Consider the following 23,474-nt stretch of genomic DNA (forward strand, 5'->3'; position numbering starts at 1 on the left):
CTGTGATTACACTAATTTTTCTTTTGAAATCACAATTCCATTATTATCAGCATAGATATAATCGCCTGATTGAATTGTGACACCACCAAAATACAAAGTGGTATCTACTTCGCCAATGCCTTTACGATTACTTTTTTGGGGAATTGCTGCCAATGCATGTATACCTAAATCAAGGGTAGCAATAGCATCGACATCGCGTACACAGCCATAGATTACGACACCATTCCAGTTATTTTTAACTGCCGACTCTGCAATCAAGTCACCCATAAGTGCACAACGCATAGATGCACCACCATCTACAACGAGTACTTTATCTGTACCATCTGTTGCCAATAACTCTTTTACACGCGAGTTATCTTCAAAACACTTTACTGTTACAACCTGTCCCCCAAAAGTTTTACGCGCCCCATAACTTTGAAAGAACTTTCCATCCATTGAGGGAATTACAACTTGTAAGTCTTTTTCAGGGTTATCATCTAATAAATCACATGTTACAAACGGTACTGTGGACACTTCTATTCTCCCTTATCGAGTTTTCTGTATACTCAGATTATCATATCGTTTGAATGCTTCAATTTGCGTTAGCGCCGCTACGACCATGGTATGAGCCAATTGCTCCGCCGTCACAGGTTTATATTTGAATGGTTTTTTCCATTTATTCTCAATAAATTTAAATAGACTTTGCCCCAAATCCTCTATAAGCCGTACATCACTGCGCTTACCAATCAGTAAAGAGGGTCTAAAAATAGATAATTTTTCAATTCCCAAACTCTCAATATAATCTTCTAACTGTCCTTTCACTTTATTGTAGAAAATTGGTGAATTTGCATTTGCACCAAGGGCACTCACTAATAAAAGATGAATATGTTTATCTTGTACCAAATCTGCCAAATGGGCATTGATTTCATAATCTACCGCGTAGAAGCCTTGCTTTGAGCCCGCATTTTTTAATGTTGTTCCCAGACAGCTAAATGCATGGGTATGACCATTCACATCTTCATCATTCAACATTAAGAAATCTTCTATGATGAGCTGATTAACTTTTTCATATGTATTAAATACTTGAGATTCTTTTCTAACCACCAGCGTAATGGCTTCAAATTCTGGAGCCTGCTGGAGCATTTCAACAAGCGCTAATCCGACCAACCCTGTTGCGCCGAGCACAATCGCTTTTTTCTTACTTGCTGTCATTTTTTATCCATCCCTCTTTAACTTTGTTTTAAATTTAACCTTTTCTTACCGTTTTAACAGCCCCTAAAACAGCTTAAAACGTTCTCAAGGCTTGACTTCACGGTGTCTATTCATCACAATATGGCACTTGTTTACGGGCTGGTGATGGTTACACCAGTTTACTGGATTGACCACAGCCCGCCCAGACCAACTTATTTTCAAGGAGTGCAAGAGTGGCAAACTCTGCTCAAGCTAAAAAACGTGCGCGTCAAAACGTTACTGCACGTAAACACAACGCAAGCTTGCGTTCTATGGTTCGTACATACATCAAACGTACTTTAAGTGCAATTGCTGGTGGTGATCATGCTGTTGCTACAGAAGCTTACCAAAAAGCTGTTCCTGTAATCGACCGTATGGCTGATAAAGGCATCATCCACAAAAATAAAGCTGCTCGTCATAAGAGCCGTTTAAATGCTCAAGTTAAAGCGTTAGCTAACTAATTAAAGCATGTAAAAAAAGCCCAATAGGGCTTTTTTTATTATCTATCGTTTTTGAGCTTATAGCGTTTTTCCAAATTTGGCTACATTCAGCTCATAGGCCTTACCTCTCCAAATCCATTTTAATTTGCAATTTGGAAATTCGTCACCTTCAAACCATACAAATAGGCCTTCCATCATTTCAGGCCAATCTTCTTTCTTAATTTCATTTTCACCAGAAATTACAGCAACAATTGCAGCAATAATAGTGTCATGGCTGACAGCTAAACTAAGCCCGCCTTGAGTTTTAGGATGCGTATGATAAATAAGCTCTAGTACATCTAAAACACCAGTAATTGGGTGTTTCATACCAGGCAATGCATTATTTACAAAACTATTAATAAAACCCAAAGCACCTTGCTTTTTAAAATAAGGGGCAGCTTGTTGTATGTCTAATACAAAGCTACCAGGTTCAACCAGTAGTCCTTGCTCAATAATTTCAATCGTATGTGTATTAAATTCAGGGCTTACGGCATCAGCCCCTTCGATCATCAGCGCAGCCGTATCGACACAACGTTGTATTGGACTTGAAATACAATGCTGAATAACACGATCTGTATTTTTAATTAAATAGTTACCCCATGCCTGCGCAAGCTCACGCCCTTGAGGAGTGAGTTGGAGATCATATCCAGCTAAGCCCTGCCCATCCACAAGTTCTCTTAGAGAATGACGCGTAAATAAGGTTACAGGAGTTGAAGCATCAGGCAATAAATCAATTGCTTCAAACATACTTTTAGGCAATAAATCGAGTGCCATTTTTATCTTGTCATCTTTTTTCAATACTTTGCCACTATAACATGTCTGGCATAACTCTCAATCAATAACACCTGCTTGGGCTAATGCTTCAAATGCTATTTTTTTGCTTTCCTGATCACGAAATGCGATAAAGCCCTTGTTTAAAACCGTGTGTCTCTGATTATATTCAAAAGGTTTTCCATCAAGAGTAAGTAAGCCACCGCCTATACTTTCTAACAAACCTTGACCAGAACTTGTGTCCCATTCAGAAGTTGGATGAAATCGTGGATAAATATCAATTTCACCTTCCAACATCATGCAGAATTTGTAGGCACTTCCAGCTTCTCGTCGAATAATGCTATGTTTTTCTTCAATAGGTTGAATAAATTTTTGATATTTCGGGTTTTTACTGCCATGACTAAGTCCTATTTGAATAGGCTCATCTGGCGAAAACGAAGTTATTTGATATTGATACCACTGTTTTTGAGTGAAACTATATTTAAAAGGTAAATCTTGCAGATATCCCAAGTACACGACTTGTTCACATGGCACAGCAATAACTGAAAAGATCGTTTCTTTACCCTTAATCAAACTTAGGTTGATCGTAAACTCATCACGCTCATGTATGAATTCTTTAGTTCCATCAAGAGGATCTAACATCCAGCATGTGGACCACTCATGCCGAGCACTATAATCACTTTCTTCAGACAAAACCGGCAAGTCTGGCGTAATCTCTGCCAAGTGCTTTAATAAGAAAAGGTTCACTTTTAAATCTGCTTGAGTTACAGGTGAATCATCTTGTTTTTCGTGAATAGTAAACTCATAACCCGCAGAATAATTTTGATATTCTTGTAATAAAATCTGGCTCGCTTGTTCCAAAACTGGAAGAAGCTGATTAATCAAAGTATCTTGTGGACGCGTAGTTGTTATAAACATAAATATGCTCTACATAGTTTCATTTCTATTATAGGTGAATTATGAACAATTCAATATTCGCCAACAGTTTGATTTACTAAAATAGTCATTTATCTTAATCATTAGGTAAGCGCTGCTTTCTGTGCATGCTATATAGCTAATATGAATAATTATAGTGTTTAAAAGAAGCCTTTATTTTGTACAAAAAACAATCTATAAGTTATGAAAAATAAACAACTTAAATCAGATTTATCCATTTTCTTTTCATGTATTTCTTGTTATGTTCAATCACACAATAACAAGATGGAAGAAAGCGCACATGATGCTATATGGATATCATTTCTCGACAATCGAATATAACTGGGAAGAACTCACTCCCTTAAATGAGTTCCTACAAACATTTGCAGATGATGATGGTGATGTTTCAACAAGAGATAAAGAGTCTCTCAAAGAAATCATTGCGAAATCAGATACAGCTTTAGCTTTAGCAAGAGAAATGAGTTGGGATGGTAGTTACACAGGATGTCCTTATCTATTCTGGTTACCAAGTAAAAATAGCCAGTCTTTTGAATATGGCTTTGTATTTAAACAGACATCAGACAATACCACTTTTGTGATTTCACCAATTGAGTTGAGCTATCTAGCTCAAGATTCAGAAGTGCAAACATTAAGTAAAACTATTGAATAAGCAATATAGGTTATTGATTCAGATTTGATATCAATAACCTCATCTTATTTTAGATAGATTAGTCAAACATGCTTAACTGTGGTGTAGGTTTTATAATTTTTTCTTTTGGTACATGTGAGCATTCAAACTCTTCAACTGGAAAACCTTCGATAAAGCTTGAAATATCAGGTGATTCCAAACCCAACCACTCTTCTAATTGGTCATGTGGGATCACAATAACTGATCTTTTAACATCTCCAGGCTCGTGAAAATCTTTCATCATAGGATGGTCTATGGCATCCATGGTCAACATACTTGCAGAACGAATAATCTTTTCATTTATTTTGCAAATTTCATAGATTGCTGCAATAAAAAAAGCCTGTCCATCTTTACGGCGTACACCCCACCGCTCAGGTTTATCATTTATATATTTACTTTCATAGAATTCAGTCACCGGAATCACACCGAACTTACATTTAAGTGCAGCTTCTTGAAAACTCGGTTTTTGGAAAATCGTTTCATGACGGGCATTGTAGGTATGTTTTGCTATGTTTGTATCTTCGGCCCATTTAGGAACTAGGCCAAACATGACTTCACGCCATTCAAGACCTTGTGGTGATTTAAATAATAGCGGCATTGTTCCCGCAGGATAAACCTCTTCGGCATAACTAAAGCCGACCACAGGCAATTGGAGTTGCTGTAATTGGGCAAGAGTCAAAGGCTTGAAGTTAGCACACATAGCAAGAATCAAAAGACAGTAGTTCTACATGTCTTATTTTATAAGCATTTAGCCGATAAACCAAATAAAAAGGCACTCGAAAGTGCCTTTAACGACATAACTTTACGCTTATGAAACGTGGTGAATCCCTTGGGGAATGGCTTGTAATAGTCGTTTGGTATAATCATGTTGAGGATGTGCATAGAGATCATCCGAATTGGCAATTTCAACAACTTCACCATGATTCATGACCATCACCTGATCAGATATATATTTCACAACCGATAAGTCATGTGAAATAAAGATATAACTGAGTCCAAACTCATCTTGTAAGTCTTGTAATAAGTTGAGGACCTGTGCTTGAACCGAAACGTCTAGTGCTGAAACAGATTCATCACAAATCAAAATTTCAGGTTTTAGGGTTAAACATCGTGCAATGGCTATACGCTGACGTTGCCCACCCGAAAACTCATGTGGATAGCGATAATAAGCTTGCTCAGGTAAATTCACTCGCTCAAGCAGTCCAAGCGCAATTTGTTTACGCTCAGCATCATCTTTACCAATGTTATGGATTTGCATGGGTTCTAATAAAATTTGTCCAACTGTAAAGCGTGGATTAAGAGAAGCATATGGATTTTGAAAGATAATCTGGATTTTCCGTTGATATTTAGCAAACTCTTTTTCAGTTAATGAAAGAATATCTTTTCCCTCAATGAAAGCCTGCCCACCTGAAGCTTGATGTAAACGCATAAGCAATAGGCCTACCGTCGTTTTACCTGAACCAGATTCACCGACTAAACCTAAAGTTTTTCCTTTAGCAAGTTTAAAAGAAACTCCTTTTACGGCTTGAAACTCTTCTTTGCCAAATAATCCTTTACGACTATAAAAGCTTTTTTTCAGATCTTTTACTTCTAAAATAATTTGCTCATCGCCAATTAAGCCACGTTTGCGCTGTGGAATTTCTGAAGCATCAAAACTTTTCTCAACCAAGATATTATCTTCTTGGCACATAAAATCACTGGTCACAGGTAATCGATAAGGACGCTGTGATATTTGTGGACGACAGTAAAGTAATGCTCGGGTATATACATCTTTAGGCTGTTCCAGAACCTGTTCAGTAGCGCCTTGCTCTCTAATTTCACCATGACGCATCACAATGACTTTATCTGCAATTTCACCGACCAGTGCCAAATCGTGGGTAATAAAAAGCATCGACATTTGACGACGTTTACGCAATGACTCAAGTAAATCAATAATCTGCTTTTGAATCGTGACATCAAGTGCCGTGGTCGGTTCATCAGCAATTAATAACTTAGGCTCACAAGCAATCGCCATTGCAATCATGACACGTTGCTGTTGACCACCTGAAAGTTGATTTGGATAGGCATCAATTTTAATTTCAGGTGAAGGAATACCTACTTCTTTAAGTAACTCTAAAACACGTTGTCGAGCCTGTTTACGGTTCAACCCCATATGCAAACACAACACTTCTGCAATTTGATTGCCAACCGTAAAAACTGGGTTTAATGATGACATCGGCTCCTGAAAAATCATGGCAATATCTTTACCACAGATTTTCCGCATATCTTTACGAGATAAGCTAAGCAAGTCTTTGCCTTCAAATATAATTTTACTTTGCTCATCAATTTTACTTTGCCCTACAGGCAGTAATCCCATAGTTGCCAAAGAAGTTACCGATTTACCACTACCTGATTCACCGACTAAAGCAACAGTCGTATTAGCTGGAATATCAAAAGAAATTCCTTTTACGGTTTCAATATATTGCTTATCTTCACCTTTAAAACTTACTCGTAAATTTTTAACATGAAGCAACGGCGCATTCTTATATTCTTGTTCTATCATTTGGACCTTCCTCTTATTTTAGCTTTGGGTCTAACGCATCACGAAGTGCATCAGTAAACATTGAGAATGCCGTAACCAAAACAGCCATTGCGACAGAGGCTGCGACTAGTTGCCACCATTTACCTAAAAGAAGTTCACTTTGTGCTTCATTTAACATGCTGCCCCAAGACACCACACCGACTGGCACACCAAATCCCAAGAAACTCAAAATGACTTCAGATTTAATAAAAGAAACCACCAAAATCGACATTTGGACTAAAGCGATATGGCTGACATTAGGAAAAATATGAATGAACATACGGCGGAAGTGACCAACGCCAATTGCTTTGGCAGCAAGAACGTACTCACGTGCAGTATGCTTCATATATTCGGCACGAATTAAACGATAAACGCCTGTCCAACCCGTTAAACCTAAAATCAGAACAATAGATAAAATGCCTTTTTGTTGAAGAACGGCAGCAATAGCAAGCACTAATAATAGATATGGAATTGAAGTAAAAATGTTGTAAAACCAGTTGAGAATATCATCCACCCAACCGCCAAAATATCCTGAAATTGCACCTAATAACGTACCAATAACTACCGCAAGTAAAGCAGAGATGACTCCAACAATAATTGAAGTTTCAGCCCCCTTAATTGTTTTCTTTAAAACGTCTTGTCCCCACTTATCAGCGCCAAACACAAGTGTACTTTTAAGCTCTGCTTGCTGATCTAATAAATGTCCGCCAAGTTGCTGATCGATCGCTTTCATATCATCAGCTAATGGGTCAACCACACCATAGTAATCAATCGCATCCCCTGAACTCTTGCTTTGCTTAATCTGCGCATTCAGTTCTTTGATAACATCTTTTAAAGGGTCTACCGGATTTATCGGTAATTCCTCGTCAACCGCCGCTGCATTTTGTCCAGTATCTGTTGTCTTATCTGCACCTATAAATGTGGGTGGTGCATAACTCACTGCAACTTCTTTATTCCAGTCAGATGCAATCATACCCGTCATTGATAGAACCAAGATAATAAAATAAAGCAATACAATCGCTAGTGATGACATCGCGATTTTGTCAGCCCGAAGACGTCGCATGGCAAGTTTCCACAGGCCAGATGAATGAGTTTCGGCTTTTGTTTGTTCTTTTCTTTTTGATAAAACGCTCAGCATAGCCCACCTACTTCAACTGTACACGTGGATCAACCACTTTGTAGACCAAATCGGCAATCAGGTTAAAAATCATGGTTGCAGCTGCGATGTATACTGTAATTGCCTTAATAACAGGAAAATCACTTCGTTCAACTGCAATAATGACCTCTCGACCAATACCGGGAATACCAAAAAAACGTTCAATTAAAAATGCGCCTATGAGTAATGCAGGTAAAGTTGACATCACGTCGGTAATAATAGGAATTGAAGCGTTACGCAGTACATGCACACCTAAAATTCGGCTTTCACCTACACCTTTGGCACGTGCTGTTCGAACATAGTCCTGATTAATTTCATCAAGCACAAAACTACGATACAAACGTAAGGTTGGTGCAATACTCACAACCAACATGATTAAAATTGGAAGTAAGGCAAATTTAAATAAATTCTCGGTGAAGGTGTCACTCCAGCCTTGTACAGGAAACCAACTGAGCTGATAAGCCAAAACATATTGAAAAACAATAATGTAAACTAAAATACTAATTGACATAGCAATAGTACATAGCATCATGACCATACGGTCGGTTAGAGAACCTCGTACCGCTGCAACAGACAATGCCAAAATAATTGAAATAACCGTTTGTAAAATAGTGAGCGGAATTAAAAGCGTTAACGACGGCCCTAATCGGGTTAAAATAATTTGGGAAACAGGTTCGCCAGTACTCCAACTCGCCCCATAGTCAAAAGTCAGAATCTGCTTAATAAAAATCCAGAGTTGAACGTAATACGGCTGATCGACACCTAGCTGTTTACGAATGTTTTCGATCTGCTCAGGATTAGACATCTTGCCTGCTAAAATATAGGCAGGATCTCCACCGACCCAGTTAAAAAGAATAAAAATAAGTAAGACTACTCCCAACATGGTTGGAATCATCTGCCATAAACGCCGAATAACATATGCCAGCATAGTGATAATTCCTTATTTAACCCGTTGTCCGGTAATTTCATTAAAGAACGCTTTATTGTCAGGCTCACGACCAAGAAAATCTTTCACTAGCTCAGCTGCTGGTTTTTGGCTACCCTGCGATAAAATCGTTTGACGGTAACGTTGTCCTACTTGCGGATTATTTAGATTATCGCCATAAGCAGAAAGCATGTCTAAAGCCAAAACTTCAGACCACATATAGCCGTAATACCCTGCTTGATACCCACCCATCAAATGCCCAAACTGACCTGGAAATTCTGTTGTTGGTACATAACCTAAGGCTGTAGAGGCTTCCATTTTTTGCCAAGTTTCCAAAGGTTTCACTTTTAGGGCATCGGCAGTATGTAGTGACATATCGTACTGTGCATAAAGAGTTTGACGCGCATAACGCAAGCCGCGTCCATAGTTATGAACTGCTTTTAAACGGGCAATTAATTCGTCATCTACACGTGGACATGCTGGATCACAATAATCGGCAACTTTAGATAAGGTTTCTTTACGGCGCGCCCACTCTTCATACATTTGAGAAGGTGCTTCTACAAAATCACGTTCTACAGATGTTCCAGACTGGCTGGCATAACGTGTATTTGACAAAATGCCATGCAAGGCATGACCAAACTCATGAACAAAAGTTTCTAGCTCGTCACTGTTTAAACCTTTGCGGTTAAAATTGGTGACCAATGCTGAAACCGGTAGTCTATTAGTTAAAGTGCTACCACCGTATACTCCCCAAACCGCGGCATGACCATATTTTCCCTCACGAGGAAATTTATCCATATATAGGCCGCCCAAAAGCTTTCCTGTCTTTTTATCAACTACATCGTAATATTCAACTTCGTCCTGCCATGCTTTAACTTTGACAGGTTTAAAGTCAATACCGTAAAGGTCAGATGAAATGGCAAACAGCCACTTTTGAGCAGCTAAAGTTGGGAAATAATTACGAAGCTTTTCCTGATCAATCTGGTATTTACTCTTACGAAGTTTTTCACTCCAGTAAGCTTCACTCCAACGTGTTATCTCGGTTTTATCTAATGGCGTTTTTAAGGTTTGCGCTTTAAATGCTCGGAGTTCTTCGACTTCTTTACGTTCAAGGGGTGCTACTGTTTTTTGTACGTCTGCCAAAAACTGGTTTACAGCATCAGGGGTTTTAGCCATACGATCTTTTAAAACCCAATCCGCATAACTTGCTTTTCCAAACAATTGTGCCAACTCATAACGTAAATCTACTGCCTGCTTGAGTAGTTTTAAATTTTGCTCAGTACCACGTCTTGTAAAAGCAATCTGATATCTTTTTCGGGCATCATCGTTGTCTGCCAACTCCATAAATGGCCGATATTCTGGATATTCAAAACCAACCAAATAATTTCCTTTTGCATTCTTTTTCAAACCTGAAATATAACTTTCTGGTAAACCCTTCATCTCTTCAGGAGTAAACTCAAGCTTTTCAGGGTTATCACGAACGTTACGGGCATATTCTTGTTCTAATTTAGTCAATTCATCCAGAATAGCTTTCATTCTTACGCGTTTTGTAGGTTCAAGTTGAACACCTGTATCTTCAAATTGGCTCAAAATATCTTGACGATATTTTTTATCAACAGGGTCCGTTGCTTGTGTATTTTTAATTAAGTTATATAGCTTCGTATTCTGAAATATGTCGGTGTGAAACTGATTAATTTTGATTTCACAATCTTCGGCTGCCTTACGCAACTTTGCATCTGGGTCTACGTTACTATATAAACTTATCGGACCTGAAAAATCTTCAAAATGAGCAAAAATTTTATCCCATTTTGCCAAAATAGGTGCCGCTGCCGCGTTAGCATTAACAGGTGTTTTCTCAAAGTCTGTAATCTGTTGTTGAATTTTTTTTAAATTAGAATCACACCATGTTGGAAGCTGCTTTGCTTTAAGTAGTGGTAATGTACTACGAGTTGTTTCAGCTGAAACGTATTGGTTTATACCTATAGCCAACATACATAACGTTGTCATTTTTAGTGTTTTATTCTTCATCATATCTCCAGATTTTTCATTTAATGATTAGATTTAGTATTTGTATCAATATCAAAGTACATCCACTCAGCATGTAAAATGGGATGCTTTTTATAGCCAATGACACGCGGCTGGGCCAACATATTTCGGTAGCGGGCGTAGGACATTTGCACAGGCATATAGACTTCTAACAAACGCGTCATTTTTCGATAAAGTGCATCCCGTTCAGAGCCAGCTTTCATTTGTTGGGTTTGGCGATACAATTGGTCAAACTCTGGAATTGAGCCACAAGACCAGTTTGTCATATGCGTATTGGGACCATAAAAATTCTGCATAAAATTATCACCATCAGGATAATCAGCAATCCATGCAGAAGCACCAAACATACCTTCGCACTGTTTTTGTGCTCGAATTAGATCTGCAAAAAGCATTGGTTTAAACACCATTCGAATATTCAAACTATCAAAGTTTTTTTTCCAAAGTTCAGCACTTTGTTGACCAATACTGTCACTGCGAGCCATATATTCAATGACAAGGGGCTTCCCATTTGGTTGAGTGCGCCAACCTGATGCATCTTTTTTATAGTGATATCTATCTAATAGTAAATTTGCTGCTTTCACCGAATATGGCGTACTAGTTCTATACTGAGGGTCATATCCCACTACACCGGGTGGCACTGGAAAATGTAGACGCTCGGCATCATCATTTCTTACTAATTTAATTTCTTGATCTAGTGAGCGAGACATTGCAATTGCACGGCGTAAAGCAATTTTTTCTTTACTCATTCCCCCAACAACCGGATTTTTAAGGTTCCAATAAATATAGCTAATTTCAGGATCAACAATACGAGATAAATGCACACCTTCTTTAGCAAGCTCAGGTCTTAATTTACCGTCTTTAATTGCCTTCGCGACCAATTGCCCTTCAAGCTGAAATATATCAATCTCACCACGCTGAAATGCCAGCCATCGTGATTGGTTTTCTTCCATAACCTGAATATCAATTGTGCCTACTTGTGGCATTTGTTTGCCTTTCAGGCGCTTCACAATTGCCTCATCCTCAGGGCTACTGGCTGTAAAGTTCCAAGTAAAACCACGAAAATCTGGATTAGATTTTAAAACAATACGCGAAGCAGGCACCCATTTACTGAGTACATAAGGTCCAGTTCCTACAGGATGTCCCATGACAAAACCGGCTTTGTCTTTATACTTTTCGATGACTTCACGCGCCACAGCACCTGTCGGGTCATGTGCCAGTAATAAAGGAAAGTTATAATCTGGCTTAACTAAACGAATCACCAAAGTGTACTTATCTGGTGTTTGTAAACCACTTACCTTTTGGTCATAGTTAAATTTTCCGGTTTTATTGGCTACTTTTATTAATGCATCCATACCTTCAATTTTGTTCTCTAACAACCAGCTATTGGGAGAACGTAAATTCGGATCCAATAAGCGCTTAAAAGAGTACGCATAATCATTGGCCGTTAACTCTCTAGGCTTCCCTTTAAAAACAGGGTCCGGCGTAAAATAAATGCCTTTTTTAATGTGAATGGTATAAGTCAGACCATCTGCACTGACTTGTGGCATAGTTGTAGCAATATGAGGAACTAATTTTGCGGGCCTTGCTAAATAGTCATACGTATATAAAGTTTCAAATATTGAAGTGGTTACATGCGCCGAATATAAATCATGGATATAAGCTGGGTCGAAACCTGTTTCAGCTGTCGGGAATACATAACGTAAAACTTTATTTGGATCGGCTGAGCTTTTCGCAAAAATACTTGTAGATCCAGTTAATGCCATACTGGCGAATAATAGGCTGACACTACAATGCTTGAGCTGTTTTATTAAATTTTCAGTCATAATTATCTTTATCTAAAATTATTTTTTAACAGGGGTAATATCAAGATATTGCCAGTTTGTATTCATCATCGGGTGAGGTTTAAATCCCTGAACTTGCGGCTGTACCAACCAATTACGAAGTCGAGTTACATGAATAATCCACGGATTGTCAGCTTCAATCTGGCGGTTAAGCTTTTCATAATATGGTAGACGTTGTTGGGGTGGTAAATGGGTGGCTTGATTATAAAGAGCATCATATGTTTTAGACTGGTAACAAGCATGGTTTCCTTGCCCAGCGTTTGGACCATAAAGTAATTGTGCAAAATTTTCTCCTTCAGGATAGTCAGCAATCCATGCTCCACTCCAAATCATATATTTACATTGAGTTGCCGCTTTTAAGTTATCTGCAAAGTTACTTACTTTAAAGTCAGCACGAATACCAATGGCATCCAGATTTTTTTTCCAAAGTTCAGAATGAATAACCGATGCTGAGCTATTTTCATTATTAATTTTTAAAACCAAAGGTTTCCCATTTGGTAAGTCTCGGTAACCATCAGCCCCTTTTTTATAACCATAATGATCAAGTAGTTTATTGGCTAATAGCGGATTGTATCCTACGCTACTTCTGTACTTCGGGTTATATCCATTTACACCTTCAGGTATAAACATTTCTGCTCTAACAGCTTGCCCTTTGTAAGCCTGTCTTATACTTTCTTTTTGATCATATGCCAAAGTAATTGCTCGACGAAGAGCTATCTTGTCTGGGCTAAAACCGCCAATTACCGGATCACGCATGTTCATCATCGTATAGGTAATTTCAGGTTCTTTATTAGGGAAATGCTTAATTCCTTTTTTCTGAAAAGACGCTTTAAGTTGTCCCTTGTCTAAAGCTTGCGGAACAGCATCTGCTGTAAGTCTATCAAAATCCAATTGACCAGACTGAAAAGCTAACCACCGTGACTGTTGCTCTTCAATAATGCTGACCACCACCTTGCCAACTTGCGGCATTTTCTTTCCAGACATTTCTTTAACAAGCTGGTTATCCCACGGTGTTCCTATTGACTTAAAGTTCCACACGAAACCCCGATAATCAGGATTGGCAACCAGCTCAACCTTACTTCTTGGTACATATTTACTTAACATGTAAGGTCCTGTACCTACCGGATGCATACCAATACGGTCGCCATAATAATCAACAACCTCTCTAGCAACTCCACCAAAAGATATATAGGCAAGAATATAAGGAAAATTAAAGTCTTGCCGAGTTAAAGTGAGTTGTAGAGTATATCGATCAAGCGCTTTCACTCCTGCAATGGGTGCGGCGTAATCAAATTTTCCAGTTTTCTTTGCCTTAGCTACAACCGCATCGGCACCTAACAATTTTCCCTCAATAAAAGAAACAGAAGGTGCCCTATTTTCAGGATCTAAAATGCGTTTAATTGCATAAACATAATCTTCTGCCACAAGTTCACGGCGTTTACCTTTAAAAGCAGCGTCATTGGTGAAGTAAATACTTGGCTTAATTTTAAATGTATAAACTTTACCGTCTTGTTCAACCTTAGGCAGGCTTTCAGCCGTATAAGGAACTAACTGTACTGGACGAGCTAAATAATCATATTTAAGTAATGGCTCGAAAATAGCTTCTGCAATACTGGCACTATAAAAATTGGTGGTTTTAACCATGTCAAAACCATCATCAGGTGCCTCATAAGCAACATGTAATACTTTGTTTGGTTGTGCAGGCGTTTGGGCGAAAGCACAAGAAACTGATGTAATAGCCAGACTTAAAATGGCGAGCTTAAAAATTTTTAATTTCAAGTTCCTACCTACTTAATTAATATTTTAAAGATATTATCCTTTTGAGTAACATCTAAATCCGCATAAGAAAAGTTCTTTCTCAACGGACTACTTTCTTCTTTGTAAATTACTAACCGTTTTATTCAATCTTTTATTTGATCAAATGGAAAAGCTAACAATAAAATTAGAAAGCTGTAACTATCTAATATAAAGCGAATTTCATGCCATATTTTGTGATCAAAAATAATCCATATAAAAATATTTAAAATTTACATTTTAATTAGGCACTTAAAACTTCTGGGACTATATAAATAAAAGTAAGTTTATGCCAAATATTATATTTATATAACGTATCCATCATTAACCTATAATGCACAATTAAAAGTCATAAATGTTTCATTCTAGTTCAGAAAAAATCGTTATTTTTCACAAAAAATAACAGATCAACCATTTGATTTATAAATAGAAGTATATGAAATTATCATAATGTTACGTTATATAATTACATTTCATAAAGTTCTAAAAAGATACAAAAATGAATATCTAATACATGAAGATTCAAACAATGATTGTTTTTTATACAAATAAATTTGAAACTTTTCGCCAACTCATTATTTTTTTCCAAATAGAAAAATAATTTCTTTGATTCCACTCTCTGAATTACAGCCTCAACCACAATAAAATCAATATTTATCAGTATTTTGCATAAACTAAAAAAAGAAAAATATATAGTTGGCACTTGCTTTGCTTAAACACTTTTCAGCAATATCGCTAACTACAACAAAAAGGGATCAAATCTACGATGAAAAAAAAATACAATGTTCGATCTCAGGTAACCCCCAAGATCGGCAAAACAATTCTTAAATTAAGCACCCTTAGTTTAAGCATGATGTGTCTTACCCTGGCACAAGCAGCAGAAACCGAACCATCATCAACATCTGAAGACAAACCAGTCAAAGTCATAAAAGTTGCTGTGACAGGCTCATCAATTAAAGGCGTTGCTGCTCAAAGCGCTTCACCAATTACAGTAGTAAAAGTTGATGAAATTTTAAAACAAGGGGTGACTACAACTGAAGAAGCCTTAGCCAAAATTAGTGCAAACCAATCGAACTTTGTTACTGCCAGCAACGTGGGTACAAGCAAAACAGCAGGCTCGGCGGCAAACCTTAGGGCTTTAGGCGCCAATAAGACTCTTGTTTTACTTAATGGTCGTCGGTTGGCTGCAAATGCATACGACAGTGGCGTCACAAACTTAAATATTATTCCACTCGCAATGTTAGACCGTATTGAGGTTTTACGAGATGGCGCCTCTTCCATTTATGGAACAGATGCAATTGGTGGAGTAATTAACTTCATTACCAAAAAGCAGTTTACAGGACTTAATCTGACCGCAGGCTATCAAAAACCAGAACAAAAAGGTGGTGAACAACAAGACTATAGCATCTTTGGTGGCTTTGGTGATTTAGACGAAAATGGCTATAACGTTTTTGGCGTTGTCGACTATCGCAAAGGCGATGATGTTATGGCCAAAGATCGTAAGGTCAGTCAGCGTGGAGGGATATTACCCGAATTAGATGTTAATAGAACCAGTAGTGGTTCCTTTCCAGCCAATGTCCCTGGTTTAGGTAACCCTTACGCATCCACTGGTTGTGGTAATAATCCTCTTAATAGTAACGATGATGGAACTTGTCGATATAACAGTCAAGCTGTGATTGGAATTGTTCCAAAAACAGAAGACATCTCAGCTATGGGCCGAGCTACTTTTAAACTGAACGATAACTTTAATGCGATTGCAGAATATTTATATGCAAGAAGTGAAGTTACCACTTCAGTTGCGCCAGATGTATTTTTTGATCTAACGCTTGACCCTAGTAGTAAATATTATCCAGGTAAAGGTATCACTCCAGCTTTAGCTGGTGCTACTGGAACTATCCCTCTCTATCTGCGTTCACAATCGGGTAATCGTATAAGTAACAGTATTAACCAATCACATAGATTATTTGCTGGTATTGAGGGTGAAACTCATGGTTGGGATATTAATTCAGGCGTTACCTATGCTCATAGTAGTGCATCGGATGCTATCGTAAGTGGCTATTTAAACTTTGATAAAACACAAGAAGCTTTAAACAATGGTATTTTAAACCCATTCGGACCACAAAACCCTGAAGATGCTAGTGTATGGAATGAGTTAGGAGTTGAAGGTAAATACTTAAAAGCTAATCTAGATACAACTACCGTTGATTTCACTGCAAGCCGACCTATATTTAAATTACCAGCTGGAGACGTTGGTTTTGCGGTTGGAGCAAGCTATCGTTATGAAGATTGGACTTCAAAAGTCGTTACTGATGTTGCCCGAGTGGCGCCTAGTACAGGTGTCGATCCTGATGAACCAGTAAATACTGGCGATCGTAATATTAAATCGGTATTTACCGAATTTCATATCCCACTTCTTAAAACTTTAGAAGCTCAAATTGCCGCTCGTTATGATGACTACAATGATTTTGGCGATACGTTTAATCCAAAATTTGCACTTCGTTGGGAACCTATTAAACAGTTAATGTTCCGTACAACTTATAGTACAGGTTTCAGAGCACCAACACTTTGGGAGGTTAATGGTGCAAATTCAATAACCAATACAGGTGCGTCATATAATGATCCACTGCTTTGCCCAGGTGGAGTTGTACAACCAGGAGGGCAAAAAGAACGTGATTGTAAGATGCAATTCGACAGACAAAATGGAGGTAATAAAACTCTAGATCCAGAAGAGTCAAAGTCTTTTACTGCAGGTTTAGTATTTGAACCAATTAAAAATTTAGCCTTCACTCTCGACTATTTCAATATTGAAGTCGACAAGCAAATTGCTACTCTTTCAGAAACTGCTATTTTTAATGACCCTGTGAAATATGCAGACAAATTTGTACGTAATCCTGATGGTTCATTAGATTATATTATTACAACACAACAAAATTTAGGTGGAATTAAAACCTCAGGCTTCGATGTAGGCTTAAGTTGGGTTTCTCCAATGACAGCTACAGGTCGATTCGGTTTCAATATTGATGGGACATATATAACAGACTACAAATATCAAGCTGAGCCAAATGGCGAGTGGATAGGTGTTGCTGGATCATATAGCGGCTTAGACTATCAATCTATTATTCTGAGATGGAAACATACTGCAAACCTAAATTGGAATTATGAAAACTGGGCTTTAAATTTACAACAAAACTTCTCTCGTGGGTATCAAGATCAAAACTCTAATGACCAAAACCATAGAGTCAGTGACTATACAACATACAATATTTCAGGCACATACAAAGGCTTTAAAAATCTAGAAGTTACAGCGGGTATTAAAAATATTTTTGATGAAGACCCTCCTGCTTCTAATGTAATTGATAACTTCCAAATGGGATATGACCCACGTTACGCAGATCCTTTAGGACGTACGTACTTTGTACGAGGTACATATAAGTTCTAAATGGTTGTTCTGCAAATATAACTCTCAACAGTTAGTTTGCAGAACAAATACCCATTCTTAGCCAAACAGTCATTTAAAAAAATTGTTTGTCTACAGTTTCAGGAGTAACTATGGGCATGACTTTTACAGACATAGAAAATAAATCTGCAAAGCGCCTTATTGGTATTGCCGCAGTACTTTTTCTGCATCTTATTGTTGCCTATATTCTGATGTCAGGTTTAGCAAACAATATTCAAAAACCAGCAGAAAAACCTGTGGAATTACAAATTATTCAGGATATTAAGCCACCGCCTCCTCCAAAACCAGAGGAGCCCAAGCCTAAGGAAAAACCTCCTGAGCCACCTAAAATGGTAGAAAAGGTAGCCAAAGTACCCGAGCCAGTGAAACAGGTCGAAAAAGCGACACCTGTACAAAAAGTGACTCCAGTAGCTCAACCGACTAAAGTTGCCCCAACTCCAACTGCTGCACCTAGCACTCCATCACCTAGCCCAATTGCAGCACCTGCTCCAGTGGCTGCTGCAGCACCTGCACCAAAACCTGCGGGCGTAACTCGCGGTGTTTCGGAAGGTTCAGGAGGCTGTAAAAGACCTGAATATCCACGTGAAGCAGAAATGAGTGGTGAACAAGGTACTGTCCGCATTCGAGTTTTAGTTGATACCAATGGCAGTGTTATCGAAGCAAAGGTGAAGAAGTCGAGCGGTAGCAGAATCTTAGATAAGGCGGCAACTAAAGCCTACAGCCTATGTACGTTCAAACCTGCAATGAAAGATGGCGTGCCTCAGCAAGACTGGTATGAAATTGAATATCCATTTGTAATTGAATAAACAACTGAATTAGCAAGAAATTAAAAATATTGGAGATAATATGATGAAAAAATCAACTCAACACCTAGTACGCTTCGCTTCTGCAAGTTTAATCGCAGCATGCTCTTTACTTCCATTAAGCTCGGTTTTTGCAGAAGAAACGAATACTCCTGTTGCAACAGCAACTACTGAAGCCACTTCAAATGCAAATACGCCAACTCCACCACCCAAGCCAGCAACTAGCGAAACTGTTAAAAATCCCTATGGCCTAGAAGCGCTTTGGCGTGAGGGAGATTTAGTTGCTAAATCTACTTTATTTATATTAGTACTCATGTCGATTGGTACGTGGTACATCATTATTTCTAAATTCTTACAGCAAGCTAAAGTAAAGCGCCAAGGTAAAGAAGCAGAGAAAAGTTTTTGGGAAGCAACTTCACTAGATAATGCAGCCGACAATCTAGAGCAAAGTAGTGCATATCGCTTTATTGCAGAAAAAGGCATTAATTCAACTAAATCACACGGCGGCTCTTTACTTGAACGTATTGACTTTAATACATGGGTAAGCATTTCAATTCAACGCGCAATTGAAAAAATACAAAATCACTTAGGTGGTGGTTTAGCCTTTTTAGCAACAGTTGGATCAACGGCACCATTTGTGGGTCTTTTTGGTACAGTTTGGGGAATTTATCATGCATTAACAGCTATCGGAATTTCAGGTCAGGCATCTATTGATAAAGTTGCTGGTCCTGTCGGTGAAGCTTTAATCATGACAGCTATTGGTCTTGCAGTCGCAGTACCTGCTGTACTTGGTTACAACTGGCTAACTCGCCGTAATAAAGCAGTTATGGAAAATGTCCGTTCGTTTGGTTCAGATTTACATGCGGTTTTATTAAGTGGAGAAATTAATACCAATAATTCAGTTAACCGCAGTATTAAATAATCAGGAGCAAACATTATGGGTATGAGTGTTGGCTCTGAAGATGATGATGAAATGATTGGCACAATTAACACGACGCCTCTCGTTGATGTCATGTTGGTTTTACTTATTATTTTTCTTATTACGATACCGGTAGTTACACATACGGTTCCTGTGAAACTGCCAGAAGAAAAAAATACTCCATATGCAACAACACCTGAAAATATTCAACTTTCTGTAAACAAGAAAGGAGATATTTTCTGGAATGAAAGCTATGTGCCTAATAAAGAGATATTGCTGTCAAAACTCCAAGCCGTTGCACAAAAAAGACCTCAACCAGAAGTTCATATTCGTGGAGATCAGCTTACCCATTTTGAGGCAATAGATCAGGTGATTAGCACGACCAAACAAGCTGGTATTGGCAAAATCGCCTTTGTTACTACCCCTCCAGCTTCCCCGTAATTAACTTAAGGAGAATTTTATGGGTATGAATGTCGGCTCAAATAATGATGATGACGTGATGTTAGAAGTCAACATGACACCTCTTATTGATGTCATGCTGGTACTCATTATTATGTTTATTATTACCATACCTGCGCCAAACAACGCGATTAATATTAATTTGCCAAATGGCACACCGCCACCAACAAATGAGAAGCCACCTGAAGTTATTGATGTTCGTATTGATGCAGCAGGCAAAGTATTTTGGAATAACCAGCAAGTTTCTGACCGCAAGGCACTAGAGACTTTATTTCAAGGTGTTGTTGCCAAAAAAGATCAAGACCAGATCAAACTTAAACCAGATCAAATGGCTGAATATAAAAACGTAGCGATGGTTATGGCTACAGCGCAGCGTTTAGGTGTCACCAAAATTGGAATTGTGAGCAGTAACTAATATTGCTTTTAAATCTATTCTATTACTTCATACGCTAACTGGAATTTTCAGTTAGCGTTTTTTTTGAAGGGAAATATTCAACTCTAAAATAATATCTCCACATTCATCATATTCTCCAGTTTCTGTAAAACCCAATTTATTATAAAGTTTTCCAGCACAATGATTAGATGATTTATACATAGTTCGAATGCGTTTAGCTCCTTTTGTGAATATTTCATCAATCATAAAGCGAAACAACCAAAATAATGTCTCATCATGTGGATCAATTTCGACGCAATACATTAAGAAACCAACAACTTCATCATCAAAACAGATCACTCGCGGACAGTAATGTTCTTCCACTTTAGACTCAGCAATAGAATATACATTGGGGCAACATAGTCTTTTTGAGATTCATCCAATGATAATCTTGTAAATTGAATCCAATTCTCTCGATTGAGATTTTTTAAATTAATCAAACTTAAAACCTTTTAGCTATAAATCTACTTTCTAGTAAGCACAAAATATACCGAAAATAAAAAAGCCTCCGAAGAGGCTTTTTTTATGACAGGTTAAAATTAGTCACCTGTATAACCTTTTAACTTTAAACGAGCAGCGTGTAGTAACGGCTCAGTATAACCAGAAGGCTGTTCACAACCTTTAAAGATGAGGTCAGAAGCTGCTTGGAAAGCAATATTGGTTTCAAAGTTAGCAGCCATTGGTTTATACAATGGGTCATTCGCGTTTTGCTCATCAACAATTTTTGCCATGCGTTTAAGCACTTCTTCAACTTGTTCACGAGTCACAATACCGTGACGTAACCAGTTTGCAACGTGTTGAGAAGAAATACGTAATGTTGCACGGTCTTCCATTAAACCTACGTTATTAATATCAGGAACTTTCGAACAACCCACACCTAAGTCAACCCAACGAACTACATACCCCAAAATACCTTGGCAGTTATTTTCAAGTTCGTTGTTGATTTCTTCTGCTGACCAATTTGTTTCTGGTGCAAACGGCGGAGTCAACAAGTCGTCTAATGACAACATTTCTTCAGCTTTTAACTGATCTTGACGCGCTTTTACATTAACTTGATGATAATGCATTGCATGAAGTACCGCACCTGCCGGAGATGGAACCCAAGCACATGATGCACCTGCATTTGGATGTGCAGCTTTAGTTGCTAACATATCTTTCATGCTATCTGGTTTTGGCCACATGCCTTTACCAATTTGTGCTTTACCTTGCAAACCAGTCTTCAAACCAATTGCAACGTTACGGTTTTCGTAAGCAGCAATCCATTTTTGTGTTTTTACAGCTTCTTTACGAACAACTGGTGCAGCTTCCATTGACGTATGAATTTCATCGCCAGTACGATCCATAAAACCAGTATTAATAAAGATAGTACGGTCTTTTGCAGCAGCGATACAGTTTTTCAAGTTTACAGATGTACGACGCTCTTCATCCATAATACCGATTTTTAATGACTTCGCTGGTAATCCAATCGCCTGTTCAGCACTTTCAAATAACTCTACAGCAAATGCAACTTCTTCTGGACCATGCATTTTTGGTTTAACAATATACATAGAACCTTTACGAGAGTTCTTGTTTTCGTTTTCACTACGGATGTCAGCAACTGACAATAATGGTGTTACCAGTGCATCCATAATTCCTTCGAAAATTTCTTCCCCATCTACCAAAATAGCTGGGTTAGTCATTAAATGACCTACGTTACGAAGTAACATAAGTGAACGACCATGAAGTTTTGTTGTACCACCAATTAAGTTTTTAATTTCGCGGTCTTTATTTAAATCACGAACAATCGTTTTACCATTTTTCTCGATAGATTCTTGAAGCGTACCCTTCATTAAACCTAACCAGTTACGATAGCCTTCAACTTTTTCTTCAGCATCTACCGCAGCAACAGAATCTTCTAAATCCTGAATGGTGGTTACAGCTGCTTCAAATGTTAAATCTTTAACACCAGCTAAATCAGTTTGACCAATTGGGCTAGATGCATCAATTTCGATAATGACATGAAGGCCATTACTTAAAAGTACAACTTCTGTAGGATTCGCTTCTTCACCATTGAAACCAACGAACTGAGCTTCATGAGCTAAACCTGTTTTTGAACCATCTTTCAAAGTTACCACAAGTTTATTTTGCTCAATCGCATATTTTGTTGCATCGGCGTGTGAACCTTGCGCAAGTGGAAAAACTTCATTTAAGAAATTTTTAGCGAACTCGATAACTTTTGCACCACGTACAGGATTATATCCTTTACCTTTTTCAGCTCCGCCTTCTTCAGAAATTACATCGAAGCCGTAAAGTGCATCATATAAAGAGCCCCAACGAGCATTTGCTGCATTTAAGCTATAACGTGCATTACGTACAGGTACAACTAACTGCGGTCCTGCCAATAATGCGATTTCTTCATCAACATTTTCAGTTGTAATTTGAAAATCTTCAACTTCTGGCAATAAATAACCAATTTCAGTTAAGAACGCCTTATAAGCACCTAGTTCAAATTTGTTGTTACGATGCCATTCATCAATTTTTGCTTGTAATTCATCACGCTTAGCCAATAATGCTTTATTTTTTGGGCTAAGATCGACAACAACTTGCTCAAAGTTCTTCCAGTAAGTTTCACTATCTAAACCAGAACCTGGTAAAGCTTCATTTTCGATAAAATCGTAAAGTTCTTTAGCAATCGCTAACTTGCCTTTTTGAATACGTGCAGTCATTGTCTTTCCTGAAGTTGCTACTTTTTATACCAAGAGAATCCTAGTATACCGATTTAAATTAAGCTGAATACTAATATCACATTCCTAAATAGTAAGCATTTTCCCTTGTAAAACTATTGACAAAAATAAATTTATCTATATAGGAAATATTAAAATTCTAACTAGGATTCCCAACAATTTATTCAATATTTAAAGATACTGAAACTAGACTTTTTGTTAACAGACAAAAAAGTTCACTATCTTATTTTTCTAAAGCGTATTTAGTTATATCAAACTTTGCAGCTTGAAAAAGCACTATTTAACGAAATTTATCT

The 23,474-nt window shown here is 37.9% G+C and carries 19 protein-coding genes and 1 pseudogene; 7 read left to right on the forward strand and 13 right to left on the reverse strand.

Annotation, left to right across the window (positions count from 1 at the left end; all coding sequences use genetic code 11):
* Window positions 1-6 precede the first annotated feature (6 nt).
* Window positions 7-513, reverse strand: a complete 507-nt coding sequence (rraA, locus tag ACB088_RS07565; protein ID WP_045432975.1) for a ribonuclease E activity regulator RraA — start codon at window positions 511-513, stop codon at window positions 7-9.
* A 12-nt stretch (window positions 514-525) separates the two neighbouring features.
* Window positions 526-1,191 carry a nucleoside-diphosphate sugar epimerase gene (locus ACB088_RS07570; protein WP_375038517.1) on the reverse strand — a complete coding sequence of 222 codons (666 nt, stop codon included), beginning with the start codon at window positions 1,189-1,191 and terminating at the stop codon, window positions 526-528.
* Between the two features lie 212 nt (window positions 1,192-1,403).
* On the opposite strand from ACB088_RS07570, the gene rpsT reads away from it, so the two are divergent.
* Window positions 1,404-1,670 carry a 30S ribosomal protein S20 gene (gene rpsT, locus ACB088_RS07575; protein WP_003651535.1) on the forward strand — a complete coding sequence of 89 codons (267 nt, stop codon included), beginning with the start codon at window positions 1,404-1,406 and terminating at the stop codon, window positions 1,668-1,670.
* Between the two features lie 57 nt (window positions 1,671-1,727).
* Here the strand turns inward: rpsT and ACB088_RS07580 are convergent, their stop codons facing one another.
* Together ACB088_RS07580 and ACB088_RS07585 are read right to left on the reverse strand one after the other, a co-directional pair.
* Complete coding sequence (locus ACB088_RS07580; protein WP_092705620.1) at window positions 1,728-2,462, reverse strand: histidine phosphatase family protein; 735 nt, start codon at window positions 2,460-2,462, stop codon at window positions 1,728-1,730.
* A 57-nt stretch (window positions 2,463-2,519) separates the two neighbouring features.
* Complete coding sequence (locus ACB088_RS07585) at window positions 2,520-3,377, reverse strand: 3'(2'),5'-bisphosphate nucleotidase CysQ (protein WP_005041033.1); 858 nt, start codon at window positions 3,375-3,377, stop codon at window positions 2,520-2,522.
* Between the two features lie 298 nt (window positions 3,378-3,675).
* On the opposite strand from ACB088_RS07585, the gene ACB088_RS07590 reads away from it, so the two are divergent.
* Window positions 3,676-4,044, forward strand: a complete 369-nt coding sequence (locus tag ACB088_RS07590) for a hypothetical protein (RefSeq protein WP_375038518.1) — start codon at window positions 3,676-3,678, stop codon at window positions 4,042-4,044.
* A 58-nt stretch (window positions 4,045-4,102) separates the two neighbouring features.
* Here the strand turns inward: ACB088_RS07590 and ACB088_RS07595 are convergent, their stop codons facing one another.
* From ACB088_RS07595 to ACB088_RS07625, 7 genes are all read right to left on the reverse strand, one after another.
* On the reverse strand, window positions 4,103-4,762 hold the full coding sequence (locus ACB088_RS07595; RefSeq protein ID WP_375038519.1) for an SOS response-associated peptidase family protein: 660 nt from the start codon (window positions 4,760-4,762) through the stop codon (window positions 4,103-4,105).
* A gap of 108 nt (window positions 4,763-4,870) precedes the next feature.
* Window positions 4,871-6,604, reverse strand: coding sequence for an ABC transporter ATP-binding protein (locus ACB088_RS07600; protein WP_375038520.1), 1,734 nt, complete (start codon window positions 6,602-6,604; stop codon window positions 4,871-4,873).
* 13 nt (window positions 6,605-6,617) lie between these two features.
* Complete coding sequence (locus ACB088_RS07605) at window positions 6,618-7,760, reverse strand: ABC transporter permease (RefSeq protein ID WP_375038521.1); 1,143 nt, start codon at window positions 7,758-7,760, stop codon at window positions 6,618-6,620.
* A 7-nt stretch (window positions 7,761-7,767) separates the two neighbouring features.
* On the reverse strand, window positions 7,768-8,706 hold the full coding sequence (locus tag ACB088_RS07610) for an ABC transporter permease (protein ID WP_375038522.1): 939 nt from the start codon (window positions 8,704-8,706) through the stop codon (window positions 7,768-7,770).
* A gap of 12 nt (window positions 8,707-8,718) precedes the next feature.
* Window positions 8,719-10,731, reverse strand: a complete 2,013-nt coding sequence (locus ACB088_RS07615; RefSeq protein WP_375038523.1) for a M3 family metallopeptidase — start codon at window positions 10,729-10,731, stop codon at window positions 8,719-8,721.
* A 20-nt stretch (window positions 10,732-10,751) separates the two neighbouring features.
* On the reverse strand, window positions 10,752-12,575 hold the full coding sequence (locus tag ACB088_RS07620; protein ID WP_375038790.1) for an ABC transporter substrate-binding protein: 1,824 nt from the start codon (window positions 12,573-12,575) through the stop codon (window positions 10,752-10,754).
* Window positions 12,576-12,590: 15 nt separating this feature from the next.
* Complete coding sequence (locus ACB088_RS07625) at window positions 12,591-14,369, reverse strand: ABC transporter substrate-binding protein (RefSeq protein WP_375038524.1); 1,779 nt, start codon at window positions 14,367-14,369, stop codon at window positions 12,591-12,593.
* Between the two features lie 781 nt (window positions 14,370-15,150).
* Here ACB088_RS07625 and ACB088_RS07630 point away from each other — a divergent pair.
* The 5 genes from ACB088_RS07630 to ACB088_RS07650 all read left to right on the forward strand — a co-directional run bounded on the left by ACB088_RS07630 (window position 15,151) and on the right by ACB088_RS07650 (window position 20,437).
* Window positions 15,151-17,823: a TonB-dependent receptor gene (locus ACB088_RS07630; RefSeq protein ID WP_375038525.1), complete on the forward strand. Its 2,673-nt coding sequence runs from the start codon at window positions 15,151-15,153 to the stop codon at window positions 17,821-17,823.
* A gap of 110 nt (window positions 17,824-17,933) precedes the next feature.
* On the forward strand, window positions 17,934-18,647 hold the full coding sequence (locus ACB088_RS07635) for an energy transducer TonB (RefSeq protein ID WP_375038526.1): 714 nt from the start codon (window positions 17,934-17,936) through the stop codon (window positions 18,645-18,647).
* A 40-nt stretch (window positions 18,648-18,687) separates the two neighbouring features.
* On the forward strand, window positions 18,688-19,566 hold the full coding sequence (locus tag ACB088_RS07640; protein WP_375038527.1) for a MotA/TolQ/ExbB proton channel family protein: 879 nt from the start codon (window positions 18,688-18,690) through the stop codon (window positions 19,564-19,566).
* Window positions 19,567-19,581: 15 nt separating this feature from the next.
* The gene (locus ACB088_RS07645) at window positions 19,582-20,004 is read left to right on the forward strand and encodes a biopolymer transporter ExbD (protein ID WP_087088840.1); all 423 of its coding nucleotides are present in this window, start codon (window positions 19,582-19,584) and stop codon (window positions 20,002-20,004) included.
* Between the two features lie 19 nt (window positions 20,005-20,023).
* On the forward strand, window positions 20,024-20,437 hold the full coding sequence (locus ACB088_RS07650) for a biopolymer transporter ExbD (protein ID WP_000525670.1): 414 nt from the start codon (window positions 20,024-20,026) through the stop codon (window positions 20,435-20,437).
* Window positions 20,438-20,488: 51 nt separating this feature from the next.
* On the opposite strand, the pseudogene ACB088_RS07655 reads toward ACB088_RS07650, so the two are convergent.
* Together ACB088_RS07655 and ACB088_RS07660 are read right to left on the reverse strand one after the other, a co-directional pair.
* A pseudogene (locus tag ACB088_RS07655) lies at window positions 20,489-20,895 on the reverse strand (GNAT family N-acetyltransferase).
* Between the two features lie 99 nt (window positions 20,896-20,994).
* Window positions 20,995-23,160: a malate synthase G gene (locus ACB088_RS07660; protein WP_375038528.1), complete on the reverse strand. Its 2,166-nt coding sequence runs from the start codon at window positions 23,158-23,160 to the stop codon at window positions 20,995-20,997.
* Window positions 23,161-23,474 lie beyond the last annotated feature (314 nt).

This window comes from Acinetobacter sp. RW6, assembly GCF_041956835.1.
In the GTDB taxonomy this organism is placed as follows: Bacteria; Pseudomonadota; Gammaproteobacteria; order Pseudomonadales; family Moraxellaceae; genus Acinetobacter; species Acinetobacter calcoaceticus.